Origin of the sequence: Mucilaginibacter sp., assembly GCF_041663085.1 — a bacterium.
Taxonomy (GTDB): domain Bacteria; phylum Bacteroidota; class Bacteroidia; order Sphingobacteriales; family Sphingobacteriaceae; genus Mucilaginibacter.
This window is the reverse complement of record NZ_JBAZRC010000042.1, coordinates 1-23,887: the sequence shown is the minus strand read 5'-3', so window position 1 is coordinate 23,887 and position 23,887 is coordinate 1. Positions and strand designations below refer to the sequence as shown.

General features: G+C 40.4%; 15 protein-coding genes and 1 riboswitch. Of the genes, 13 read left to right on the top strand and 2 right to left on the bottom strand.

What is annotated here, in order from left to right:
* Nucleotides 1-10 precede the first annotated feature (10 nt).
* From WC615_RS10255 to WC615_RS10225, 7 genes are all read left to right on the top strand, one after another.
* Nucleotides 11-814, top strand: a complete 804-nt coding sequence (locus WC615_RS10255; RefSeq protein WP_372978007.1) for a phytanoyl-CoA dioxygenase family protein — start codon at nucleotides 11-13, stop codon at nucleotides 812-814.
* A gap of 26 nt (nucleotides 815-840) precedes the next feature.
* A complete protein-coding gene (locus tag WC615_RS10250) occupies nucleotides 841-1,812 on the top strand; it encodes a hypothetical protein (protein ID WP_372978006.1) in 972 nt (323 codons plus the stop codon).
* Nucleotides 1,809-2,309 (top strand): GNAT family N-acetyltransferase, encoded by a 501-nt coding sequence (locus WC615_RS10245; protein WP_372978005.1) that lies wholly within the window; start codon nucleotides 1,809-1,811, stop codon nucleotides 2,307-2,309. The genes WC615_RS10250 and WC615_RS10245 overlap by 4 nt, the downstream gene beginning before the upstream one ends.
* A gap of 17 nt (nucleotides 2,310-2,326) precedes the next feature.
* A complete protein-coding gene (locus WC615_RS10240) occupies nucleotides 2,327-3,355 on the top strand; it encodes a GNAT family N-acetyltransferase (protein ID WP_372978004.1) in 1,029 nt (342 codons plus the stop codon).
* Between the two features lie 22 nt (nucleotides 3,356-3,377).
* Nucleotides 3,378-5,300 carry a polysaccharide biosynthesis protein gene (locus tag WC615_RS10235; RefSeq protein WP_372978003.1) on the top strand — a complete coding sequence of 641 codons (1,923 nt, stop codon included), beginning with the start codon at nucleotides 3,378-3,380 and terminating at the stop codon, nucleotides 5,298-5,300.
* 89 nt (nucleotides 5,301-5,389) lie between these two features.
* Nucleotides 5,390-6,889, top strand: coding sequence for a PAS domain-containing protein (locus WC615_RS10230; RefSeq protein ID WP_372978002.1), 1,500 nt, complete (start codon nucleotides 5,390-5,392; stop codon nucleotides 6,887-6,889).
* Between the two features lie 185 nt (nucleotides 6,890-7,074).
* A complete protein-coding gene (locus WC615_RS10225; RefSeq protein ID WP_372978001.1) occupies nucleotides 7,075-7,491 on the top strand; it encodes a helix-turn-helix domain-containing protein in 417 nt (138 codons plus the stop codon).
* Between the two features lie 513 nt (nucleotides 7,492-8,004).
* On the opposite strand, the gene WC615_RS10220 is transcribed toward WC615_RS10225, so the two are convergent.
* Nucleotides 8,005-9,261, bottom strand: coding sequence for an Hsp70 family protein (locus WC615_RS10220; protein WP_372978000.1), 1,257 nt, complete (start codon nucleotides 9,259-9,261; stop codon nucleotides 8,005-8,007).
* A gap of 553 nt (nucleotides 9,262-9,814) precedes the next feature.
* Between WC615_RS10220 and WC615_RS10215 the strand changes: the two genes are divergently transcribed.
* The 6 genes from WC615_RS10215 to WC615_RS10190 all read left to right on the top strand — a co-directional run bounded on the left by WC615_RS10215 (nucleotide 9,815) and on the right by WC615_RS10190 (nucleotide 21,963).
* Entirely contained in the window at nucleotides 9,815-12,604 is a 2,790-nt protein-coding gene (locus WC615_RS10215; protein WP_372977999.1) for a family 78 glycoside hydrolase catalytic domain, read from the top strand.
* Nucleotides 12,605-13,025: 421 nt separating this feature from the next.
* Nucleotides 13,026-15,692 (top strand): glycoside hydrolase family 2 TIM barrel-domain containing protein, encoded by a 2,667-nt coding sequence (locus WC615_RS10210; protein ID WP_372977998.1) that lies wholly within the window; start codon nucleotides 13,026-13,028, stop codon nucleotides 15,690-15,692.
* A gap of 68 nt (nucleotides 15,693-15,760) precedes the next feature.
* Nucleotides 15,761-16,036, top strand: coding sequence for a hypothetical protein (locus tag WC615_RS10205; protein WP_372977997.1), 276 nt, complete (start codon nucleotides 15,761-15,763; stop codon nucleotides 16,034-16,036).
* A complete protein-coding gene (locus tag WC615_RS10200; RefSeq protein WP_372977996.1) occupies nucleotides 16,033-16,530 on the top strand; it encodes a helix-hairpin-helix domain-containing protein in 498 nt (165 codons plus the stop codon). Before WC615_RS10205 ends, WC615_RS10200 begins: the two co-directional genes overlap by 4 nt.
* A 1-nt stretch (nucleotide 16,531) precedes the next feature.
* Nucleotides 16,532-16,657: riboswitch (SAM riboswitch) on the top strand.
* A 188-nt stretch (nucleotides 16,658-16,845) separates the two neighbouring features.
* Nucleotides 16,846-19,119 carry a catalase/peroxidase HPI gene (gene katG / locus WC615_RS10195; RefSeq protein WP_372977995.1) on the top strand — a complete coding sequence of 758 codons (2,274 nt, stop codon included), beginning with the start codon at nucleotides 16,846-16,848 and terminating at the stop codon, nucleotides 19,117-19,119.
* A gap of 213 nt (nucleotides 19,120-19,332) precedes the next feature.
* Nucleotides 19,333-21,963, top strand: a complete 2,631-nt coding sequence (locus WC615_RS10190) for an ABC transporter permease (RefSeq protein WP_372977994.1) — start codon at nucleotides 19,333-19,335, stop codon at nucleotides 21,961-21,963.
* A 6-nt stretch (nucleotides 21,964-21,969) separates the two neighbouring features.
* On the opposite strand, the gene WC615_RS10185 is transcribed toward WC615_RS10190, so the two are convergent.
* Nucleotides 21,970-23,887 (bottom strand): triple tyrosine motif-containing protein (locus tag WC615_RS10185; RefSeq protein ID WP_372977993.1); only part of this gene is annotated, 1,918 nt, incomplete at its 5' end.

Sequence of the window (23,887 nt, the reverse complement as noted above, 5' to 3'; positions counted from 1 at the left end):
TACGAAACATATGAGCAATTATTTTACTTACACCTGCCGTACAGCCAAGCAATTTGAGCAGGCGATGGACGATTATGGCTGGATTGTTTATCAGAATGCGGTTAGCCCATCACTTATTGATCAAATAAAGCATGATATGGACGAGGGCTATAAACTTCGTAGGGCTATTCAACAAAAAAATGGGATTAGTGCTGATATGAGCGGCACACTACATCATTTGTTAGAGAAAGATAATTTTAGCCTTCCATTCTTATCAAAGATGTTTTGTGATGACGAGATTAAGTCTTTTTTAGGGGGGAAATATATTTTAAATGGAATTAACGGCGTAATTCATTCCAAGCAGGAGTTTCCGTACCTAAGCAACATGCATCGGGATATACGTACATTTATGCCAGATACCCACATTTTGTTGCAAATGATTGTTGTAGTTGATGATTTTACCGCGCAAAATGGTGCCACGCATTTTCTTTCAGGCTCGCATAAAAGGGATCTAAGGCCAGATGAAAGCTATTTTTATAAACACGCCGATAGGGCTGTAACATCCAAAGGGAGTATTATTTTGTTTAATGCCAACTTATGGCATGCAGCGGGCGAGAATCGTACAACCCAACCACGAAGGGCACTTACCCTTGGGTTTACAAGGCCATTTATAAAGCAACAAATGGATTATTCAAGGTTTTTGGGATATAACCTGGTGGCCGGTTTAGAGCCGCCCTTAAGGCAGGTTATTGGTTATAATGCGCGAGTGCCCGAAAACCTAAATGAATACTACCAACCCCCACATTTAAGAATGTACCAGCGCGATCAGGGCTAAATTCATTTCGTTTTTATCTCACAAACATGCCAATAACTGCCGAAAAACTTAACCCTATAGGGGGGTATTTTGAATTGCAATTACCCCAGGGGTATGAGTATTATCCGGACCTTGTAAGGCTTAATACTGGCCGTAATGCGCTGGAATATATACTCAGGCAAAAAGGCTATTCCAAAATATATCTCCCATATTTTACTTGCGAGGTATTACTGGAACCTATTAAGAAACTGCAGATTGAATACAATTTCTATATCATTGATGAAAACCTTGAACCGGTGCTTGATTTTGCTATAGAAACAACCGCCTGTTTATTATATACCAATTATTTTGGTATTAAACAGGAGGCTGTAAACCGTTTAAGTTTTCAAATTGAAAACCTTATTGTAGACAACTCGCAGGCCTTTTTTTGCGAGCCATTAGCCGGGGTTGATACATTTTACTCTTGCCGTAAGTTTTTTGGCGTGCCAGATGGTGCCTATCTGAGTATCAAGCGAAAATTGGCTAAGAAGTTTCAGGTTGATGTTTCCTATAAAAGAATTACCCACCTTACTAAAAGCATTGACCTTGGTATTGAAGCAGCGTACCTTGATTCGGTTAAAAACAACACCGTGCTTGAAAATAACGAGATTAAGCAAATGTCTCTGTTAACCCGTAAATTGCTTTCAGCCATAAAATATGATGATTGTGCCAGTATAAGGGAAAGGAATTTTAATTTTTTGCATAAAACCCTGCGCGAGCATAATCTTTTAAAGTTTGATTTCCCATCAGACGCTGCACCAATGGTTTACCCTTTTTTATACGATGATAAGAATCTGAAATTGCATTTGATACAACGTAAGATTTTTGTAGCTACCTATTGGCCAAATGTTTATAAATGGACTACCCCTGCAATGTATGAATATTACCTAACCAGCAACTTGGTTGCATTGCCAATTGATCACAGGTATACCCTGCAGGATATGTTTAACATGCTAAATATTTTGAAACAGTTGCTATGAAAATTCTAATTTACATCCGCCCGCTTGAAGTTAAAGATGCAAGTATTTCTTTCCAATGGAGAAATGACAAACAGGTTTGGGAATTTACAAATTTTAGGCCGGCAGGTTTAGTTTCAGAAACAATGGAAACTGAGTGGCTGAAACAATCTTTATTGAAACCAGATCAAAAACGATTTGCCATTTGTGTAAAAGGATTAGATAATTACATAGGAAACGTACAATTAATTGACATTAACAATGAAAGCGCTGAATTGCATTTGTTTTTAGGTAATAAGTTGTACTGGGGTAAAGGCGTGGGGTTGCAGGCAACCAAACTTATAACGCAGTATGGGTTTGAAGAACTGGGATTAAATTCTATCTATCTTAAAGTGCATCCAGCCAATATCCCGGCGCTTTGTATTTATGAAAAGGTGGGTTTTGAAATTACCGGTAAAGCGAATGGCCTTATTCTAATGTCATTAGATAAGGTTAAGTTTCAATCAATGTCCCTTCAATAATAAATCGAAATAATACCATGGCTAAAATAATTACAATTGGTGATAAGGCAAAATGGGTAGGCTACATAAAACGAGCTGCTGAGTCTGATTTTTATCATACCTGGCACTATCATTCTTTAGATACCGGTGGTGAACCAATTCTTTTTATCGCCGAAATTTTTGACGATTTTATCGCATTCCCATTTTTAAAACGAGCAATAGAAGGTACATCGTACTTCGATCTTTCATGTGTCTACGGTTATTCGGGACCGGTATCTAATCTAAAAATGGAAGAGATCGATGACAAACTGATTGAACATTTTGTAATCGAGTTAAAAACATTTTTGGAGCAAGCGAAGGTAGTATCAGTTTTTTCAAGGTTGCACCCGTTTTATAATCAAACACGGTTATTGAAAGCTTTTGGTGGTGTTCACAGTAATGGTAAAACGGTTTATATAGACCTTACTACAGATATAGAAACGCAGCGCAAAAAGTATCAATTAACTACGAGGGTAAGTATAAGGAAATTGCGTGATAACAATAAATTCAGGTTTGCTATAGAAAAAGGGCCGCTTGCAGTAGCAAAGTTTAAAGCTGTTTACACAGAAAGCATGAAGCGAATAGGCGCTAACGAAAGCTATTTTTTTAACGAAGAATATTTTACGGATATCGTTAACACATCAGAATATGATGCCCGGATAGTTATGATATATGATCAAAACGTTCTTGTATCAAGTAGCCTGGTGATGCTTACAAACGGTATACTTCAGGCGCATCTTATCGGGACTAATACAGACTATATAAAGTTTAGCCCCACCAGGTTAATGGTTGACGAGATAGCAAAAATGGGGCGGGAAAGCGGAGTTAAATATTATAATCTGGGCGGTGGAGTTGGCTTTAAGGAAGATAATATTTTTAAGTGGAAACTTTGTTTTACAGATAATACGCTTGATTTTAATACCTGGCGTTACATAGCTAACGCCCCGGTTTACCAGCAATTGTTAGATAAGAAAAATTTAGTTGAAGCTGATAATATTGATTTTTTCCCCTTGTATCGCTATTCATAAAGATTAAATTAATTAACGTGTTATGTTATATATAAAAAACTTACTTTTTAGAGAAGATTTTTACTCGAAATGGCTCATTCTGTTTATAGATGTGTTGTTCGTATTTATTTCCCTGTTTGCTACACTAATAGTAATGCCCGTTAGTAAACCGTTAACCACTTTTTTATGGCCATTAATAAGCTATGTTGTGACCATGATTTGTGCGCTTTTAATCATGCAGATTCATGTTTGTATAATCAGGTATGCCAATATTAAAGATCTTCAAAAAATTGTGGTATCCCTTTTTATAGGAAATCTTTTTTTTGGAATGCTAGTGAGCCAGCTTTCTGAAATTAACTTAAAACTTGCCTTAAGCTTTATCGTAATCAATTTCCTGCTGTCTTCATCGTTTTTAATTGGCATACGGCTGTTTATTAAAGAGCTATTTAGGCTTATCAGGATTACTGGTCTGGGTGTTAATAAAGAAAATGTTTTGATTTACGGTTCAGACATGTCGTCATTATCAATAAAACATACCATTGAGGGGCATAAAGATGGGCGGATGCTGGTAAAAGGTTTTATTGAGACTGAAACAAGTCGGCTTAATAAGCGACTTGAACAAAAAAAGGTTTTTTCAGTATCAGATCTGGCCGCAGTTCATGAAGAGTTTTCCGTAACTTCTTTGTTCATAAGTGCAGAGCATTTAAAAACCGTTGCCTGTCGCACAATTATAGAAAAATGTATAGCTATAGGGATTAAAGTAATAACTGTTCCTGCTTCAAACCCGTGGATGGGGACCGAGCCCTGCTTAAAGCAATTCGAAAATCTAAAAATAGATGATCTTTTAGAGCGGGAGCCTATTAAACTAAATTTAGCCAATATAAGAAATGAATTAACCGGCAAACGTGTTTTGGTTACCGGGGCTGCCGGTTCTATTGGGTCAGAAATTGTGAGGCAGGTTTTGGGGCTGGCACCCAATCTTGTTTTATTATTCGATCAGGCGGAAACACCTCTTCATGATATGAAGTTAGAAATTGAAGATAGTGCGCTATTAAATAATATTAAAATAATTGTAGGCGATGTTCAGAATATCAATACTTTAAAGCAATTATTTAACTTATATCAGCCACAGATAGTTTTTCATGCGGCGGCTTATAAACATGTGCCAATGATGGAAGATAACCCCAGCGAAGCTATACTAACAAATGTGTTGGGTACAAAAAATTTAGCTGATTGTTGTGTTAAGTATAACGTGGAAAAATTTATTATGATTTCAACAGATAAAGCAGTGCGCCCTACCAATATTATGGGTGCATCAAAACGTATTGCTGAAATGTACATTCAGGCGTTAAATTTCTCTCAGCATCAATCTTTGCAAAGTAGCGATCAACAAAGTATTAAAACCAAATTTATTACTACCCGCTTTGGTAATGTACTGGGGTCTAATGGTTCGGTAATCCCACGGTTTAAAGCACAGATTAACAAAGGTGGGCCTGTTACAGTAACCCACCCTGACATTACGCGATACTTTATGACAATTCCTGAAGCAGTACAACTTGTGCTTGAGGCAGCTGCAATGGGAGAAGGGGGAGAGATTTTTTTATTTGATATGGGGAAACCTGTACGAATTACCGATCTGGCGATAAGTATGATTAAACTTGCGGGTTTTTCGCCAGGGGATGAAATTAAAATTGCTTATACTGGTCTTAGACAAGGGGAAAAGCTGCATGAAGAATTATTAAATCATGATGAAGAAACTCTCCCCACTTATAATAAGGATATTAAAATATCAAAAACAATATTTTATGCATTCAACAACCTGGACCGTGATATTGCTTCTCTGTTATCTTTAAATTCAGCTTCGGATGCCACCCAAATGGTTTTATTGATGAAAAGAATGATACCAGGTTTTGTTAGTAATAATTCGATATTTGAAAATTTGGATTTACAAATCCTAACAACTTGAAGTTGTATATTTATAAAATATGATATTCGTCATATTTATTTATTATAGTTTGTTTACTATTAACACGTTTACAAATCCCCTATAACTATATGATCGATACTAAGTTGGCGGCTAACGCTCTTAACGTAGCAATGCACACAGAAGCTATGCTTGCTTACTGGGACAGAGATTTGATATGCAGGTTTGCCAATTCGTCCTATTTAGATTGGTTTGGGGTTAAAGCCGAAGATATGATAGATAAAATGTCTATCAGTGAGCTTTTAGGGGATGCACTTTATCACAAAAATAAAAAGTTTATTGATAAGGTACTTGAAGGTGTTCCGCAAGTATTTGAACGTTTAATAACTACCCCGCAGGGAATTACCAAAAGCTCGAGAGCTACTTACAAGCCTGATATTGTTAATGGGGTTGTAATGGGCTTTTATGCGCATGTTGCAGATGTAACCCCATTAGATATACCTGATGCAATAACAAAAAACTCAAAAGGGAAAAATATACTCTTATCTAATGCGGATGTGATGGATAAAGTGGTACACGTGTTAAAATCTAATATGCTCTCTACATTCCCCGGGATTGGCTATTTGGCAAAAAAACATTTTATCTCAGAATCTAAACTTAAAAGAGATTTTAAAGAACGTTACGGTAAAACAATTTTTTCATATTACCGTAGCCTGCAAATGGAGCTTGCACATCAGTATTTGGTTGAAAAATCCTATAATAAAAATCAAATAGCTTTTATTTTTAATTTTTCAAACCCTTCAAATTTCTCACAATGTTACCGGCGACATTTACTCGAAAAAAAAGCTAAAGATCTTTATATAGGATTGAAAAATGCGGTAGACGAAAAATATAAAATGTTTATTGGTCAGGCGCCGGTAGCGTTAGCAATGATTGATAATACATTTAAATTTTTGGCTGTTTCAGAAAAATGGGGAATTGATTATAATAATTCTGGCGAATTAATTGGGAAGTGTTTACTGGATACAATGCCAGATGCCAAATTTAGTGATGTGAACTTACTTAACCATTGTTTACTGGGCAATACCAATGTTTGTGATGAAATATTCCAAGAAAAAAGCGACGGGGCACCGGGATGGATAAGGTGGGATATCAGACCCTGGCATGACGCTCAAGGCGAAATTGGTGGCTTGTTAATATTGAGTGAAGATATAACCAAGATAAAATTACAAAATGAGGAGTATAAGATTATTAATAAGATATTAAATAAAACAAATGAAATTTCACGCATTGGTACCTGGACCAGATCTATTAGAACAGGAAAAGTTTTATATAATGATGTACTTAAAGAAATTTTAGAAGTTCCGTTCGATTTTGTGCCCAGCAGTACTATTTCACTTGATTTTTTTAATGATAAGGATGCCAAAGCAAAGGTTGACCATGCAATCAAAAATGCGATAAATAACGGCGAGCCTTTTGATATAATAGTGGAACTGTTAACTGCAAAGGGTAACACAAAAAAGGTATTTATTGCGGGCTATACCGAATTTTATAACGGGCGATGCGAAAAGATAATCGGAATAATTCAGGAAGTTACCGTGCAGGATCAAGTATTGTTGATAAATAAATAATATCATTTTATGATATTTAATCTCTTAAAACAATTTATTATTTCCCTTTTACAGGTGGTAATTGGCCTTCAGTAGGTATGTATCATTATTAAAAAAACTTAAATTTATTCACAGTTTATTAGTTATCAACATTTTGGCTTGTGTTTAATTTGTTAAAAATAATTTTCAACCTAATATTTAATCATATGTATAATAAAGTTGAGTATCCGTTAGGAACTTCATGTGAATCAGGTAATCTTGAGGCCGAAAAGAATTTTGCAAGTCATATTAATTATGGGCAAATATTGGAAAAGGTTATTCGGAACGATAAAATGAGCATAAGTGAAATTTCAAGGCACCTTAACATTAGCAGGCGCACGTTATATAATTGGTTTGAAACGAAGGATCTTGATTTAGAAATTATTCGGCGTGTAGGAATTGTGATCGATCATGATTTTTCAAAAGAATTACCTGAAGAATTTGCTCAGTTAACTATATCTCCAGATATGAACACAAACCTATCAAGCAAATTTACCGGAGCGAAATCATCTGATGCTATATATTACTGGATGGATAGATATATAAGATTGCTGGAAAAATTCAATGAAGTTTTAACACATTGAAAGCTATTTTAAATTGACCAGTAAAGCTTTCCCTCCATCACCACTTAACTGAATGTCGAAATGTTTAAAAGCCGCTAATTATTTTAATTAGCGGCTTTTTTGTTTTTCAAGGATTATAGAAAATAGTTAGACTAACTATGGAAAGCGTTGCTTTCCATCATAAATTGTTATTATCTCAATGCCACATATCGTTAACTTAAAAATAGCTTTATATTTTTTTGTTGTAGTACTAACTCTCAATCGTGCCGGCTCATTTGCTTAAGTACCTTGTATCTTCTTTCACTTCATTAAGTGGGGCAGTAGGTAATTCTATTATCATTAAAGGGCGCCCATTTTAATACTAGCATGCAAAAAAACGGGTAACGATGATGTGAAATTAGATCAAAAGAGATAATAATATAAATGGATGTCGGAGCTTATACACAGTGTTTGAACAACCTGTTACAATATAGAGCCATTATCAAATGTTTGTAACCAGTGTAGGAACCTTAATGCTAAGTGAGAAAACCCGGGTTAATTTTCGAAAAGGTAACCGCTGTAAGCTAAGCCTTTGGCTACGCTCTTAAAGTTGTCTCCTGAATTGAGCTTGACATGGGGGAACTTGTTTCTGAACAAAGTTTGAATACTGCCAATCATTGAGGTCCCCCCGGTAAGGAAAAGGCTGTCGATGTGATTAGGTTCAATATTGTTTTTGTGCAGGAACGTTTCAAGGTAGTTTGCGATCCGTTCAGTATCCCTGGATATGATCTGTTCATATTCAGACAGGCTGATATTTTCTTCGATATCGATCCCTAATTGATGATAGCGGAACGTGGCTTCGTTTTTTTCGGTAAGCGTGATTTTAGTTTGCTCAATGGACTGAAAAACAGAATATCCCAGGTTGTTATCGATCAACGTTATCAGGTTCTTAAATTTTCGGTCATTGCCAGAAAAAAAGTAATAATCCTCCATGTCTTTTTTAATGCGCAGGCCGTTAAAGAAATTCATTTGTTCCCATGAACAAATATTGGCAAAGAGAGAGACCGGTACGGCTAATACTTTCCCGAGTGTTGCTTCATATTTGGTATTCTTACCAAAATAGGGGGTACCCTTTTCCCACATAAATGCCGAATCGAAGGTGTCACCACCGATGTAAATTCCTCCATTGGCCATCATATCACTTTTCCGATCCTTACTGTTCGCTTTTTCCGGTTCCAGCGTCAGGTAGGTGAAATCTGTAGTGCCGCCACCCAAATCGGCCACCAATACATTTTCCTTTTTGACCAGGCTTTGTTCATACGCAAAGGCCGCTCCGATCGGTTCAAACTGGAACCGCACTTCTGTGAAACCAGCAAGTGTGACGGCTTTCTGTAGCCTGGTCTGCGCTAAGGTATCCTTTTGTACATCGTCATCATCAAAGAAAACCGGCCGGCCAATAACCGCTTTCTGGCAATACTGCCCGGTCAACTGATCTGCACGTGATTTCAGCTCTTTCAGAATGATAGCGACCAGGTCGGCAGCATTATAGCGTTTATTGTGGATGCGGGTCTCGGTGAAGCTGCTGCGCGACAGGATCTGCTTGACAGATTTAATGAAACGCCCTTTCATATTATCACTCAGGTAGGCGGTGATCGCTGCGTCTCCAACCACATATCCTTCTGCCGCATTCTGGTGGAAATAGATGAGGGAAGGGATAATAATTGTATGCGTGATTTCGCGACTATCCTCGTCAAAAATAGCCAAGGCCGAATTGGTCGTGCCAAAATCAATTCCGTATAAGTATTGCTTCATTCCTTAAAATTCGAAAGGCGGCGAAAGTAGAGAAAATTAACTTAGGAACGAAATAAGGCAATTCAGCCCTTTTGAATAATAGTGTATAAGTATGTTGATGATTTTTTGAAACTGCAACCCTTTAAGATTACAGTCCCTTTTTGTAGTATATCAGCTTTACTGGATCTTACATGTAGGCGAATGCTGGGTGAAATTCTGATCTCGAGATAATCCTTTATAAATATAACCTTCAATAGTTGGTTTGGCTACAACACAAGCCATTTGACTAAATTTCCTGTCGAACCCTCCAGGCTAAGCCGTATAGGTAATGACCGCGCATGCCGTTCATGAACGCGAATACAAATCAGACTCGTGGACGATAAACCCGGCCGCCTATACCAACATTAGGTTACTTTATCAATATCCTTTAAACGAAGAATTGTTGCAACACCAATAAATTTTTCACATAGCGGCCTTATGTGCAACATAAGGCCGCTTCAAACGTAGTAATACTTAATATCATTACCGGCTAAACCGGTGCTTATTTCGTACGTTCCGTTATATCCTTTTTAACATGAATTATATAGCCAGCAAGGTTGTTCGTAAAAAAGTACTTTTCTTCATTATCGTGGTATTATTGGGTTTTAAAACCGCTGTCGCACAAAAAAAGGTTGTGCCGGTTCCACCGTTACGGGTAGAAAATTTAATATGCGAGTATAAAACAAATCCCATAGCCATTGAGGCGGCCAACCCCAGGTTAAGCTGGAAACTGTTGGCTCAGCAACGTAACGTTATACAAACCGCCTATGAGATAAGGGTAGGTAAAAACGCGGTATCGCTTACCAAAGGCAAAAATATCTTATGGACATCGGGTAAGGTAATTTCAGATCAATCCATACACGTAAATTATGCTGGTCCGGCCCAGGCATCGCGCCAAAAAGTTTATTGGCAGGTAAGGGTTTGGAATAACTACGGCCAGGCATCGCCCTGGAGCATGGTAAATTCCTGGAAAATGGGCTTGCTGCACCCGGAGGACTGGACTGCACAATGGATCCAGAATAATTACGACTCTGATACCACCGGCGGGCCAAGCCCAATGTTCCGGAAGGTTTTTAAATTAAGCCACAATGTTCGCGCGGCGCATTTATATGTTACCGCTCATGGTGTGTTCGAGGCACAGCTAAACGGCAAACGTATAGGCACTGATTATTTTGCACCCGGATGGACGAGTTATAACAAACGCCTGCAATACCAGATGTATGATGTAACAGGCGGACTTAAGAAAGGGAATAATGCAGTTGGCGTAACCATTGGTGATGGCTGGTACCGCGGGTATACTTATAACCGGATTAAGAATGTGTACGGCAAAAAACTGGCGCTTCTTTTTCAGTTAGAAGTACTTTATACCAATGGTAAGCGTGAACTCATCACATCAGACAAAAGCTGGAAAGTTAGCTATGGTGCCATACGTTCATCATCATTCTTTGATGGCGAGTTGTATGATGCCCGTAAAGAGAAACCAAACTGGAGCACCGCCACTTATATCGATAAAGGCTGGGATTCGGTAAAAGTTGATAATACCATAAAAGAAAACCTCGTAACCTTAATTGGTCCGCCGGTTAAAAAACACGAGCAATTTTTCCCGCTAAAAGTACTTACTACTCCAGAGGGTGACCGTGTGGTTGATTTTGGACAAAACCTTGTGGGCTGGGTAAAATTTAAATTAAAGGGTAAGGCTGGCGATACATTAAAACTTTACCATGCCGAGGTACTTGATCAAAAAGGTAATTTCTACACCAAAAACTTGCGTACCGCAAAGCAGGAGATCCAATACGTTTTTAAAAGTGATTCTGTAGAAACCTACGAACCTCATTTTACCTTCCAGGGATTTAGATTTTTAAAAATTGTTGGCTATAGCGGCGTTATAGATTCAACCAATGTTATAGCCAATGCCGTTTATTCGGATATGGTGCAAACAGGTACTTTTTCTACTTCGAACCCGCTGGTTAACCAGTTGCAGCATAATATCCTTTGGGGGCAAAAAGGTAATTTTATTGATGTGCCTACCGACTGCCCGCAGCGCGATGAGCGTATGGGGTGGACTGGCGACGCGCAGGCATTTTGCCGCACCGCCACCTTTAATATGGATGTAGCGGGCTTTTTTACCAAATGGTTAAAAGACCTTTCGGCCGATCAACATAAAGATGGTGCTGTGCCATACGTAATACCCAATATGCTGGATAGCACCCTGGCCGCGGCATCTGGCTGGAGTGACGTAGCTACCATTGCCCCATGGAATATTTACCTGGCCTATGGCGATAAGCAGGTGTTAGAACAACAGTACGAAAGCATGAAGGCCTGGGTAGGCTACATACAGTTGCACAGCCGCAATTATCTTTGGGATACCGGTAACCACTTTGGCGATTGGCTTTTTTATGCCGGTACCGATTATGCCGATGGCGCTGCTTTAACAGATAAAAATTTGATCGCGCAGGCATTTTATGCTCACTCAACCCAATTGCTAATAAACGCCGCCGCCATTTTAGGTAAGGAGGACGATGTAACTAAGTATACAGGCTTATTAGCGAACATTAAAAAGGCGTTTATGGGCGAATATGTTACGCCAAACGGGCGTATGATCTCGGGTACCCAAACATCATATGTACTGGCTCTTAATTTTGATATGTTACCCGAGAATCTTCGCGAATCGGCGGCTAAAAGATTGGTGAATAATATTGATGATTATGATGATCATATCACCACCGGATTTTTGGGCACACCCTATATTTGCCACGTTTTAAGCCGTTTTGGGCATACCGATATGGCTTACGAGTTGCTGATGAAAGAATCATATCCATCATGGTTATATCCCGTTAAAAATGGTGCTACAACTATATGGGAGCGTTGGGATGGTATAAAGCCTGATAAGAGCTTTGAAGACCCCGGGATGAACTCTTTTAACCACTACGCTTACGGTGCTATTGGTGATTGGATGTACCGTGTAATTACCGGCATTAATACGGATGAAGCTGCGCCCGGTTTTCATAAGATCATCATAGCCCCGCATCCAGGCGGCAAACTAACCAGCGCCCAGGCCGAACTGGAAACCCTGTACGGCAAAATCAAATCGGCATGGACTATTGATAATGGCATATTTACTTTAGATATAATTGTACCGCCAAATACTACGGCACAGGTTGTATTGCCATCTGTTACAGATCAGATCACGGAAAGTGGGCTGGATATCAATACCATAAAAGAAATAACTAACATTACCAGGGAAGGTGCTGATGAACAAATGAACGTGGGCTCGGGAACTTATCATTTTGTTTACACCTTAAAAGTTAAGAATAAAAAGAGTTAGTAGTATCAATCACATCACTCAATGGCATCCATTTCTACTCCCGCTAATACGGCAGCAACCAAAAGATTGCTCTCTCTTGATTTTTTTAGAGGATTTACGGTTGCTGCAATGATATTGGGTGCCTGGCGGGATAGGACGGTATTTACCGAAAACCATTTATGGCAATTATCAAAAACTTGGGACCTTGCTAATAAATATCCGTACTGTATTTTTAAATGATTTGAAAACAATGATTTGTTATCTGTCAGGAAACTTTACACCGAAAGCAATTTATAAAAGCAAAACGAATATTTTATATTCGGCCGATAAAGTTGAGTACCGCGCCTATCATAAAACAAGCTATGTACAAGGATTATTTAAAAGGAAGGTGGGTTTGTGATGAAACTAACCTCTTTTAATAACCTGTTTATTAATTATTATCATGACCTTATTTTCTCCTTTTAAATTTTGCCTGTTTATTGCATTGCTTTCTTTTACAATAAGTAAAAGCTATGCACAATCACGATATGAATTAAATACGGGTTGGAAATGCAAGCCGGTTGGTGAAATTGCCGATGGTAGCAACAAAATATTTGCGCCTGGTTATAATATTTCGCAATGGATGCCGGCTACAGTACCGGGTACAGTGCTTACAACCCTTTTAAATAATTATAAAATCCCCGACCCTTTTTATGGGATGAATAACAAATACATCAGGGACATTTATGATACAGGCAGTGAATATTATACCTATTGGTTTGTTAACGATTTTGAAAAAAACATTCCTGATGGAGATGGCCAGGTTTATCTGAACCTGCGGGGTGTTAATTACAGTAGTGAGATTTATCTAAACGGTAAAAAGCTAAACAAGCAAACCCACTATGGCATGTTCTTAAGGCAGCGTTATAACATAACTGCACTGCTTAACAGATCGGGCAAAAATAGGTTGGCGGTATTGGTTTATCCACCCAACCCTGTTGGTAACCCAAATGGCGGGCAGGGCGGTGATGGTACCATTGCCCGTAATGTGGGTTTACAATACACCGCAGGTTGGGACTGGATACAGCCGGTCCGCGATAGAAATACAGGTATATGGGATAAGGTAACTATAGAAACCACAGGATCGGTGAGCATTACCGACCCGCATATTGTGACACATGTGCCGGGTATAAGGCAGGTTGGTGGTAAACAGCAGCCGGCTGTTGTTAAAGTATCGGCAACGGTTTCAAACCCAACCGGTAAAGCAATAACCGGTGTTTTACAATTTACCATCGCAGGGCAAAAGGTACTTAAAAAGGTTATGGTAAAGCCCGGTTCATCAAACGAAATAACGCTTGATGACCTGGTACTGAAAGACCCGAGGCTATGGTGGCCAAATGGTTATGGGAACCAGTATCTTTATGAAGCCAGTATCCAATTTTTTGTAGGCAACAAGGTATCTGATGCACACGAAGTAAATGTGGGTGTGAGGGAGATACAAACCAGTTGGAACACGCAAACAAACAGCAGGCAGATAGAGGTTAACGGGCAAAAAATATTTATTAAGGGCGGCAACTGGATTATTTCAGATGCCATGCTGCGTTTTTCAGATTCGAGGTACGATGCCGAAGTGCGTTTCCACCGGGATATGAACCTAAATCTGATTAGGGTATGGGGTGGTGCCTTGGTTGAGCGGCCCGAGTTTTATAATGCCTGTGATAAGTATGGCCTGCTGGTTTTCCAGGATTTCTGGATCTCGGGCGATGCCAATGGCCGCTGGGTTGATCCCATGAAGAAAGACGACCAGTGGGTGCGTCGCAAATACCCGGATGATCATGGGCTGTACCTGCGTTCGGTTGCCGACCAGGTGAAAATGGTACGCAACCATCCGTCGTTGGCCGTATGGTGCGGTGGTAATGAAATAACCCCTCCCGAAGATATTTTACTCGCCGTAAGGGACACAATACTTCCAAAACTGGATGGAACGCGCTGGTTTGTGGAATACTCCAACTCCGATAAAATGTCGCTGAATACGCTGGGCGGCAATGGCGATGGGCCTTACGGTATACAACCCGATTCGCTTTTTTGGAAAGAGCGTACGTTCCCCTTTAACTCCGAGATCGGTTCTGTTGGTATTGGCGATTACGAATCTTTAAAGCGGTTTATACCCGAACAAAATATGGTTGCCCCTGGGTTCTCGACAGAAAAAAACAAATCAACAACCGATTCGGTGTGGAACTATCATAAATATATAGGCTATGATGCCGCAATTGAACCCTACGGTAAAGCTACTGATGCCAAAGATTTTGCTGCTAAAGCGCAATTGGTTAACTATAATCAATACCGGGCACTTGCAGAAGGCTTTAGCGCGCATATGTGGGATTGGTACACAGGTGTAATGATCTGGAAAACCCAAAACCCATGGACCGCCATGCGCGGGCAGATGTATGATTACTACCTTGACCCGAATGCTTGCTTGTATGGGCTGCACAATGGAAGCGAGCCGTTGCATGTAATGTATAACCCACTTAATGGTATGGTAACAATCGTAAACAATACATTTGAAACCAGGCGCGACCTGATGCTGGTGGTGAAAACCTACGATATGAGCGGTAAGGAGAAACAGATAACGCAGGTATTTGAAGAGATCTTACCTTCATCAGTAAAGGGTTTTGTGCCCATAAAAAGCGGGATTGACAAACTGGCAAAAGAAGAGGGACTTTTCCTGTCACTTCAACTGTTAGATCTTAAAAAAAATATTTTAAGTGATAACCTGTACTGGTTGCCTGATGAACATGGTGAGTACTCCGGATTGAAAAAGATGGCACCTTCAAAGCTTATAATAAAGGCTATACAAACTGCACCCGGTAAGATCCGTGTTAATTTAACAAACCCGACGGATGCACCGGTAGCATTTTTCAATCGCTTATCGTTAGTTGACTGGCAAACCCATGAGCGTTTACTTCCCGTTTTTTATAGCGATAATTACGTATCTGTCTTACCTGGAGAACAAAAAAATATAATGATGAATTATGATGTTGGTAAATATCCTAAAATGCCTCTTCTAAGCATCAATGGCTGGAATTTAAAGGAACAAACTGTACAGATAACTACGTACAAAGCCGAATAAATATTCAGAATATAAATACTAAAAATATTAGTATTTCGTTTATATTTGGAAAAATATTGAACGTAAATATGATGACGGCCAATCACTATTTAACCCAGGAAGCCAGGGCTTTTGTAAAACGCAAAGATGGCCCCGATGAAGTGATACGGGTAGTACCCGACCATCCGCATAGAGGTGCAGCCCAATGTTATCAGCTGTACACCGCTTTTGAAGAAATGCCTGATAATCTTGGCCGTATTTTATTTGATGAGCAGGGGTACTGGATCTATGACGGTGACCAATTATCTATTGCAGAGCAGGAACAGCTTGCCGATTTTATTATTAATTATGTAGAAAGGCTATGAAAAAAACAATCAACTACCGGTTAACTGTGGCCGAAAAGCAAGTGCTTAAAATCAAAAAGGTAAGACAAAAGCAATTGCAGGATTACGCGCCCGATGAAATTGCCAGTCTGCTGGGGGCATCAGCCCAGCGTACAAAGGAATTGAACGCGCTGGCCGAATTTCAAAGTATCCCCTCGCTCGGTATCAACTTTGCAGAAGAACTGATAAGTCAGGGTTATTATAGACTGGAGCAACTCAAAGGGAAATCGGCGGTGGAATTGTTTGATGCTTTTGAACAGCATACTGGCGCCTGGGCCGATCCATGTGTAGAAGATTCGTATCGCCTGCTGGTACATTATATCGAAAATCGTGATGAAACCAAACGCTGGTGGGATTTCACCGCCGAACGTAAAGCCTACCGGAAGCAATATGGTTTCCCCACTGACCGGCCTCAAAATGCCTGGCATGAAAGCGGGAAATATCCTAAAATGGTAAGCTACTTGCAAGATCGATAAGTACTTATCCAGAAAGACAGAGGGAAAGGCCCGACGACGTCTTAGCAACCTGTACCGGGATAAAGTTGCTAACAGACTGGCGTAATTATAGTCTGGATCAAAACACAACAAAGCCTGTAAATAAGTATTTACGGGCTTTGTTCATTTTAGGCAATACGTTTACCACTATTATTGTTTCTAAATCAGGTAGATGAGTTTATAGTTTTTTACTATCTCGCATAGAATTAATCGATTATGATTATCAAACCCAATGTCATAATTTTATAGTATTCAGAAGCATCGTTAAAAACACTTTAATACAGTAAACCTATAAAAATGGAAAACGAATCAAACGACATCAGTAAATGCCCTTTTCACAATGGTAGTATGAAACACAATGTTGGCGGCGGGGGGACCCGTAACCGCGATTGGTGGCCAAACCAGTTAAAACTTAACATTCTGAGGCAGAATTCATCATTATCAAACCCCATGGGCGATAGTTTTAATTACGCTGAAGCATTTAAAAGCCTTGATCTGGAAGCAGTAAAAAAAGATCTTCACACATTGATGACCGACTCGCAAGACTGGTGGCCGGCAGATTTTGGCCACTATGGTGGTTTATTTATACGTATGGCATGGCATAGTGCCGGCACGTATCGTGTAACAGATGGCCGCGGTGGCGGCGGTGCGGGTTTGCAACGATTTGCACCACTTAACAGTTGGCCCGATAATGTTAGCCTTGATAAAGCCCGCAGATTGCTTTGGCCTATCAAACAAAAATATGGCCGCAAAATTTCATGGGCCGATCTGATGATCCTTACCGGTAATATAGCGCTGGAATCAATGGGTTTTAAAACCTTTGGTTTTGGTGGTGGTCGCGAGGATGTATGGGAAGCTGATGAATCAGTTTATTGGGGTTCTGAAACCACCTGGCTGGGCGGCGATGTTAGATACGCTCACGGCTCTGAAGGTGTTGAAGGCCACGGTGTATTGGTATCTGACGACGACGCCGATGGCAACATCCACTCCCGTAACCTGGAGAAACCACTTGCGGCTGTGCAAATGGGTTTGATATATGTAAACCCCGAAGGGCCTGATGGTAACCCTGATCCAATTGCTGCTGCTAAGGATATCCGCGATACATTTGGCCGTATGGCTATGAACGATGAAGAAACAGTTGCCCTTATAGCCGGTGGTCACAGCTTTGGCAAAACCCACGGTGCAGCATCTGCCGACAATGTAGGCAAAGAACCCGAAGCCGTTGATGTTGAGATGCAGGGATTTGGCTGGGCAAACAAATATGGTTCTGGCAAAGGCGCTGATACTATAACCAGCGGGCTGGAAGTAACATGGACAAAAACACCAACTCAATGGAGTAATAATTTTTTCGAAAATTTATTCGGCTTTGAGTGGGAATTGACCAAAAGCCCTGCGGGTGCACACCAATGGGTAGCTAAAAACGCGGATGATATAATACCCGATGCGTACGATAGTGCAAAAAAACACAAGCCAACTATGCTTACTACTGATCTTGCCTTAAGGTTTGACCCGGCTTATGAGAAAGTATCACGCCGTTTTTTAGAAAATCACGACGCGTTTGCAGATGCTTTTGCACGTGCCTGGTATAAATTAACACACCGCGATATGGGGCCTCGTGAGCGTTACCTTGGCCCGGATGTGCCACAGGAAGAATTGCTTTGGCAAGACCCCATCCCTGCGGTTGATCATCAGCTAATAGACGAAAATGATATTGCAGGCCTAAAAGCAAAGTTACTGGCATCCGGTTTAAGCGTATCAGAGCTGGTTGCTACAGCATGGGCTTCGGCTTCTACCTTCCGCGGTTCTGATAAACGTGGTGGTGCTAATGGCGCCCGTATCCGCCTGGCTCCCCAAAGATACTGGCAGGTTAACAATACGCCACAATTGCAAAAGGTATTGACGGTGTTTGAAGGCATACAGAATGAATTTAACGGGGCGCAGGCAGGCGGCAAAAAAGTTTCGCTGGCTGATCTGATCGTGCTTGCGGGTAACGCCGGTATCGAAAAAGCAGCTAAGGATGCAGGGAGCGATGTTACAGTTACTTTTAACCCTGGCCGTATGGATGCCTCACAGGAGCAAACTGATGTGGAATCATTTGGTTATCTTGAACCTGCTGCAGACGGGTTTAGGAATTACCGTAAAGGAAACACACCTGTATCTACCGAAGAGTTGCTGATAGATAAAGCCCAGTTGCTTACTTTAACAGCCCCCGAATTGACTGTGTTGATGGGAGGCCTCAAAGTATTGAATATTAATTATGACGGATCCAGGCATGGTGTTTTTACCTCTCATCCGGGTCAGCTAACAAACGATTTTTTTGTTAACCTGCTTGATATGCGCACTGCCTGGAAAGCGGCAGCCGGCGGCAGGGAAATTTATGAAGGCAGTGACCGTTATACCGGTGAGGTGAAATGGACAGGTACCCGCGCCGACTTGGTATTTGGTTCAAACTCCGAACTAAGGGCTGTTGCTGAAGTATATGCTAGCGTGGATGCACAAGACAAATTTGTAATCGACTTTGTAGCTGCCTGGACCAAAGTAACTAACCTGGACAGGTTTGATTTGAAATAGAACAAACACTCTTAACATCGGATATAAAAAGGCACCCATGCGGTGCCTTTTTTGTTGGATGTTTTATATGCTACATACTGTCACAATGCGAACACCTGCTGTTCGGTATCGAACGTTTTAGGTGACTTTTTTCTGGTTAAATAGTTAAAAATCAATTGCATATAATTGTGGCTTGAAAAATGTGGTAATCTTATAAAGATCAGGATTAATTGGATGGAAGAACATGTATGGTATTTGGTTGAAAAATTCATCTCGGGCGATATCAGTAGTGCCGAGGTAAAGGAATTACAATCTTTGCTGGCCCTGTATCCAAAATTATTTCTGTTAGTAAAAGATTTCCTGGTCACCTATCAGGACCCCGACCCCCAGGTAAGTCCGCAGCAAATACAAGCCCTTCTGCAAAAAGTAGAAAATAGTAAAACAAAGAACTGGGCCGTAAAAAGTGTATGGCAAAAATTGGGTAATGTTATTACCCGTGAAGCAACCATGGCCGGGCAATTTTTTAAAGTTGCTGTACGTAACCTGCAAAGGAATAGTAGTATATCGGCAGTTAACATTAGCGGGCTGGCTGTTGGTATAGCAGGGGCTGTACTTATTTTACTTTGGGTACAAAACCAGTTAAGCTACGATCAGTTTCATACTAATAAGGCCCGCATATACCAGGTATTTAACCGTACCAAGGCTGATGGTGAACTACACGCCTGGAGCAGTACCCCCATGCCTTTAGCGCCTGCACTAAAAGCCGACTACAGCCAGGTTGAACAAGCTGTGAGGACAAACTGGGTAGGTTCATTTGTATTAAAAAATGGTGATAAAAAGCTGGAAACACAGGGCCTTACAACCGACCCTGGTTTTTTGAAGATATTTAGCTTTCCGTTACTTAATGGCGATGCCCGCACAGCTTTAAATAATGCGCATTCTATTGTGCTTACACAAAAGCTGGCTAAAAAACTTTTTGGCGATACCAACCCTGTAGGTAAATTAATAGCGGTAGATAGTACAGCCAATTTTACAGTGACCGGCGTACTTAAAGACTTGCCGAACAACACGCAGTTCAGTTTTGAATACCTGGTACCTTTTGATTATATGAAAGAGGTGCATTGGTACAACACCAACTGGAAGTACCATAGCTTACAAACTTATGTGATGCTTAAACCGGGCGTTACTGAGGCTACCGCCAATAGATTGTTCAGGGGTATTTATCGCCGCTACCCGGGCGAGAAACGCAATGATGCTTTTGTACACCCCATGAGTAAATGGTGGCTGTATTCAAAATATGAGAATGGCAAGTTTGTAGGGGGGCAAATTACTACTGTACACCTGTTCACTGTTATCGCCCTGCTCATCATTCTCATCGCCTGCATCAATTACATGAACCTGGGCACGGCACGCAGCGCAAGGCGGGCAAAAGAAGTAGGTATCCGTAAGGTTGCTGGTGCCGAGCGTTCCTGGCTAATCAAACAGTTTTTAGGCGAATCTGTACTGGTTACCTTTTTGGCCGCCATTTTCGGTTTAGGATTGGTGCAACTGGCACTGCCATGGTTTAATGGTATTGTAGAGAAAACTTTGTTATTGCCTTATGATAAGCCGTTATTTTGGTTTAGCGCCGCTGGTTTTATATTGATAACAGGTATAATTGCAGGCAGTTATCCTGCGTTTTATTTATCGGCGTTTAAACCGGTTAGGGTATTAAAGGGAACTGTGCAAGCCATGAACGGGCTGATCAATCCGCGTAAAGTGCTGGTTGTTTTGCAGTTTACTTTGGCCATCGTATTTATTATCAGTACCACTGTTATTTACAGGCAAATAAACTATGCGCAAAAACGTGATACAGGTTACCAGGTGGATAATTTGGTATACATCTATATGAAAGGTGATATCGCAAAAAACTATACCACAATCAGTAACGAACTGGTAAACAGCGGTGCAATAAGCAGTATCACACGCACCTCTTCGCCTATATTGGATATTTGGACAAATAGTGATTCATATCATTGGGATGGAAAACCCGCGGATTCGCGCGCGTACTTTAATGAGAACCTTACAGACCATAATTTTACAAAAACCTTTGGCCTGAAATTACTGGCAGGGCGTGATATTGATGTGGCTTCCAATCCTACAGATACATCCGCTATATTGGTTACCGAGCAGGCCGCCAAAGTAATGGGCTTTAAAAACCCTGTAGGGCAAGCTCTTAAAAACGGGGATAACAATTATCATATTGTTGGCGTAGTGAAAGATTATGTTGCAGTATCGCCTTTCATAACCTCGATGCCAATTATTATCCGGGGCTCGGCCAGGCTATTTGGCACAATCACCTTAAAATTAAACACACAAAATGCTGTTGCGGGTAATATCGATAAGATCAGCACAATCTTTAAAAAGTATAACCCTAACTATCCTTTCGACTTTAAGTTTCTGGACGAATCGTACAGGATAAAGTTCAAGGAAGAACAACATGCCGCGCAACTGGTAGCGGTTTTTGCCGGCCTGAGTATTTTTATATCCTGCCTTGGTTTATTTGCATTGGCGGCATGCATGGCCGAAGGCCGTACAAAGGAGATAGGCATCCGCAAAGTGTTGGGCGCTTCTGTAATAAGGATAACAACGTTATTGACAAAAGATTTCCTGGTACTGGTACTGATTGCATTTGCAATAGCTTGCCCTGTTGCCTGGTGGTTAATGAGCAAATGGTTACAAGATTATCCATACCATACCGATCTAAACTGGTGGATATTTGGGCTTACGGGGCTGGTATCCTTGCTGATAGCCTTTTCAACAGTTAGCTCACAGGCCATTAAAGCTGCTATCGCCAATCCGGTAAAAAGTTTAAAAACAGAGTAGGGCATACTACTTCATCAACTCCCGCTGTATATCAAATAAAAACTCAAACAGGTTGATCTCCGTTGGGATCTGTAACTTTTTACGCAGGCGGTAACGGCTTATCTCTACCCCGCGAACAGAAATAGCCATTAGCTGTGCAATCTCTTTGCTGGAAAGGTTCATGATCAGGTAAGCGCATAGTTTTAGTTCCTGCTGATTGATGGTTGGGTAACGGTCTTTAATAATGGTTAAAAATCCCGCGTGCACCTTATCAAAATGAATATAGAACTGTTCCCATTCCTCATTTATCTTATTCTCACCGGCTAAAAGGCGCAATATTTTTTTGATCTCGCTGGCTTCTACCATGTCCTTACCCGATTTTTGCAGGGTTTGCAACTCATCCTTCACCTTAAGTAAAAATTCCTTTTTTTGTACCAGGTTTAATGCCGAGGATGCCAGTTCTGATGTTTTAAACTCTATTTCAGACTGCAGCATTTCATTTTTAAGTTTCACCACCTCTTTCTCAGAACGTTCAAGCTCCAGTTGATGCAGGTAAGCTATTTGCTTTTGTTCCTCTTCGTTTTTTTGCTGTTGAATAAGCAGTTCCTTTTGTTGCTTGATAATGTGGCGTTTTTCCTGTAGTTTATATAGATAGTATAATATACCTGCTATAATAATCAGGTATAAAATATACGCCAATACCGACCCATACCACGGCGGGTTGATAGTAAAAGCGTAACAGGCCACAGCCGATTCGTTATTTTGATGATTACGCGCTTTTACTTTAAAAGTGTAGTTGCCTGCCGGTAAATTGGTGTAATCTTTTTCCGATTTTTTTGACCATGCCGACCATTCCTGATCAAACCCTTCCAACAAATAGCTGTACTCGGCATTTGATTGTTCCTCAAAAATGGGTGATGAATACTCAAAATGCAACGAACGCCACTTATAACCCAATGTTAACGTATTGCTTGCCGTTTGTTTGCCATTATCGTTAACATGATAAAAATAACCACCGTAAATTACACTATCGGTAATTGAAGTAGCTTTAACCTTACGGATGTATACATTTAAAGCATGTATATTTTGTTTGTATTTAGCATAGTTGATGTGATAAAAGCCGTTTTCGCTGCCGACAAATATATTGCTGGCATTAATGGGATAAACATTTTCAAAACCGCTGAGTATACGGTTGTTTAACTCGGGGAAATTAATGATGGTTGGTGTTCCAGCATAATCAACCACGCCCAGGCTTTTGCCCTGTACAAACCAAATGTTGCCTGCCTTGTCTTCCTGCAGGTATCTTAAACTGCGGTCACCAAATATGTTTTTGAACTGCGCAGATGGTTTAAAACGATCTGTTTTAGCATCATATTCATAAATACCTTTTTCGGTGGCTACTACAACACGTCCTTTTACTTTAAAAACAAAATTGTTGAGGTTAGATGGCAGGCCTTGCGCACTTGTATAGGTTTTGATCTGATTATTGTCGGGGTTTAGTTTATAAACTCCGCGATAGGGGTGCGAGGTCCAGATAATGTTATTACTATCAATTTGTACAAAACGTGCCGACTCATAATATTTTGCTACATTACCTTTATCAATTAAAGTTTTGCCCTTGTTTTCAAACAAACGCACGCCATAATAATTACCTGCAGCTATAAGCGGTGTACCAGCCTTGTTTTTTAGAGGCTGAAAGATCCAAAAACCGGTGCTGTTATAAATGGGCGAAAGTTTATCGTTCAAAACTTCAAAGATCCCATCGTCTCGGCCGGCCAGCAAATGCCCCTCAACGGCGGCTATATTCCATGTTTGCCCTTCAGCAATCGCCTTAAAATTATTTTTTAAATAGCTCAGGTCGGTTGTGTTACCTACCGGTAATTGATATGCACCGTTAGATAGGGCAAAATACAGGCTGTTTTTATACAAAGCGGTTGCGTAGCCG

Excerpts from the sequence above, each read along its gene's own strand:
- WC615_RS10255 (WP_372978007.1), top strand. The coding sequence starts at position 11 with ATGAGCAATTATTTTACTTACACCTGCCGTACAGCCAAGCAATTTGAG.
- WC615_RS10250 (WP_372978006.1), top strand. The coding sequence starts at position 841 with ATGCCAATAACTGCCGAAAAACTTAACCCTATAGGGGGGTATTTTGAA.
- WC615_RS10245 (WP_372978005.1), top strand. The coding sequence starts at position 1,809 with ATGAAAATTCTAATTTACATCCGCCCGCTTGAAGTTAAAGATGCAAGT.
- WC615_RS10240 (WP_372978004.1), top strand. The coding sequence starts at position 2,327 with ATGGCTAAAATAATTACAATTGGTGATAAGGCAAAATGGGTAGGCTAC.
- WC615_RS10235 (WP_372978003.1), top strand. The coding sequence starts at position 3,378 with ATGTTATATATAAAAAACTTACTTTTTAGAGAAGATTTTTACTCGAAA.
- WC615_RS10230 (WP_372978002.1), top strand. The coding sequence starts at position 5,390 with ATGATCGATACTAAGTTGGCGGCTAACGCTCTTAACGTAGCAATGCAC.
- WC615_RS10225 (WP_372978001.1), top strand. The coding sequence starts at position 7,075 with ATGTATAATAAAGTTGAGTATCCGTTAGGAACTTCATGTGAATCAGGT.
- WC615_RS10220 (WP_372978000.1), bottom strand. The coding sequence starts at position 9,261 with ATGAAGCAATACTTATACGGAATTGATTTTGGCACGACCAATTCGGCC.
- WC615_RS10215 (WP_372977999.1), top strand. The coding sequence starts at position 9,815 with ATGAATTATATAGCCAGCAAGGTTGTTCGTAAAAAAGTACTTTTCTTC.
- WC615_RS10210 (WP_372977998.1), top strand. The coding sequence starts at position 13,026 with ATGACCTTATTTTCTCCTTTTAAATTTTGCCTGTTTATTGCATTGCTT.
- WC615_RS10205 (WP_372977997.1), top strand. The coding sequence starts at position 15,761 with ATGATGACGGCCAATCACTATTTAACCCAGGAAGCCAGGGCTTTTGTA.
- WC615_RS10200 (WP_372977996.1), top strand. The coding sequence starts at position 16,033 with ATGAAAAAAACAATCAACTACCGGTTAACTGTGGCCGAAAAGCAAGTG.
- katG (WP_372977995.1), top strand. The coding sequence starts at position 16,846 with ATGGAAAACGAATCAAACGACATCAGTAAATGCCCTTTTCACAATGGT.
- WC615_RS10190 (WP_372977994.1), top strand. The coding sequence starts at position 19,333 with ATGGAAGAACATGTATGGTATTTGGTTGAAAAATTCATCTCGGGCGAT.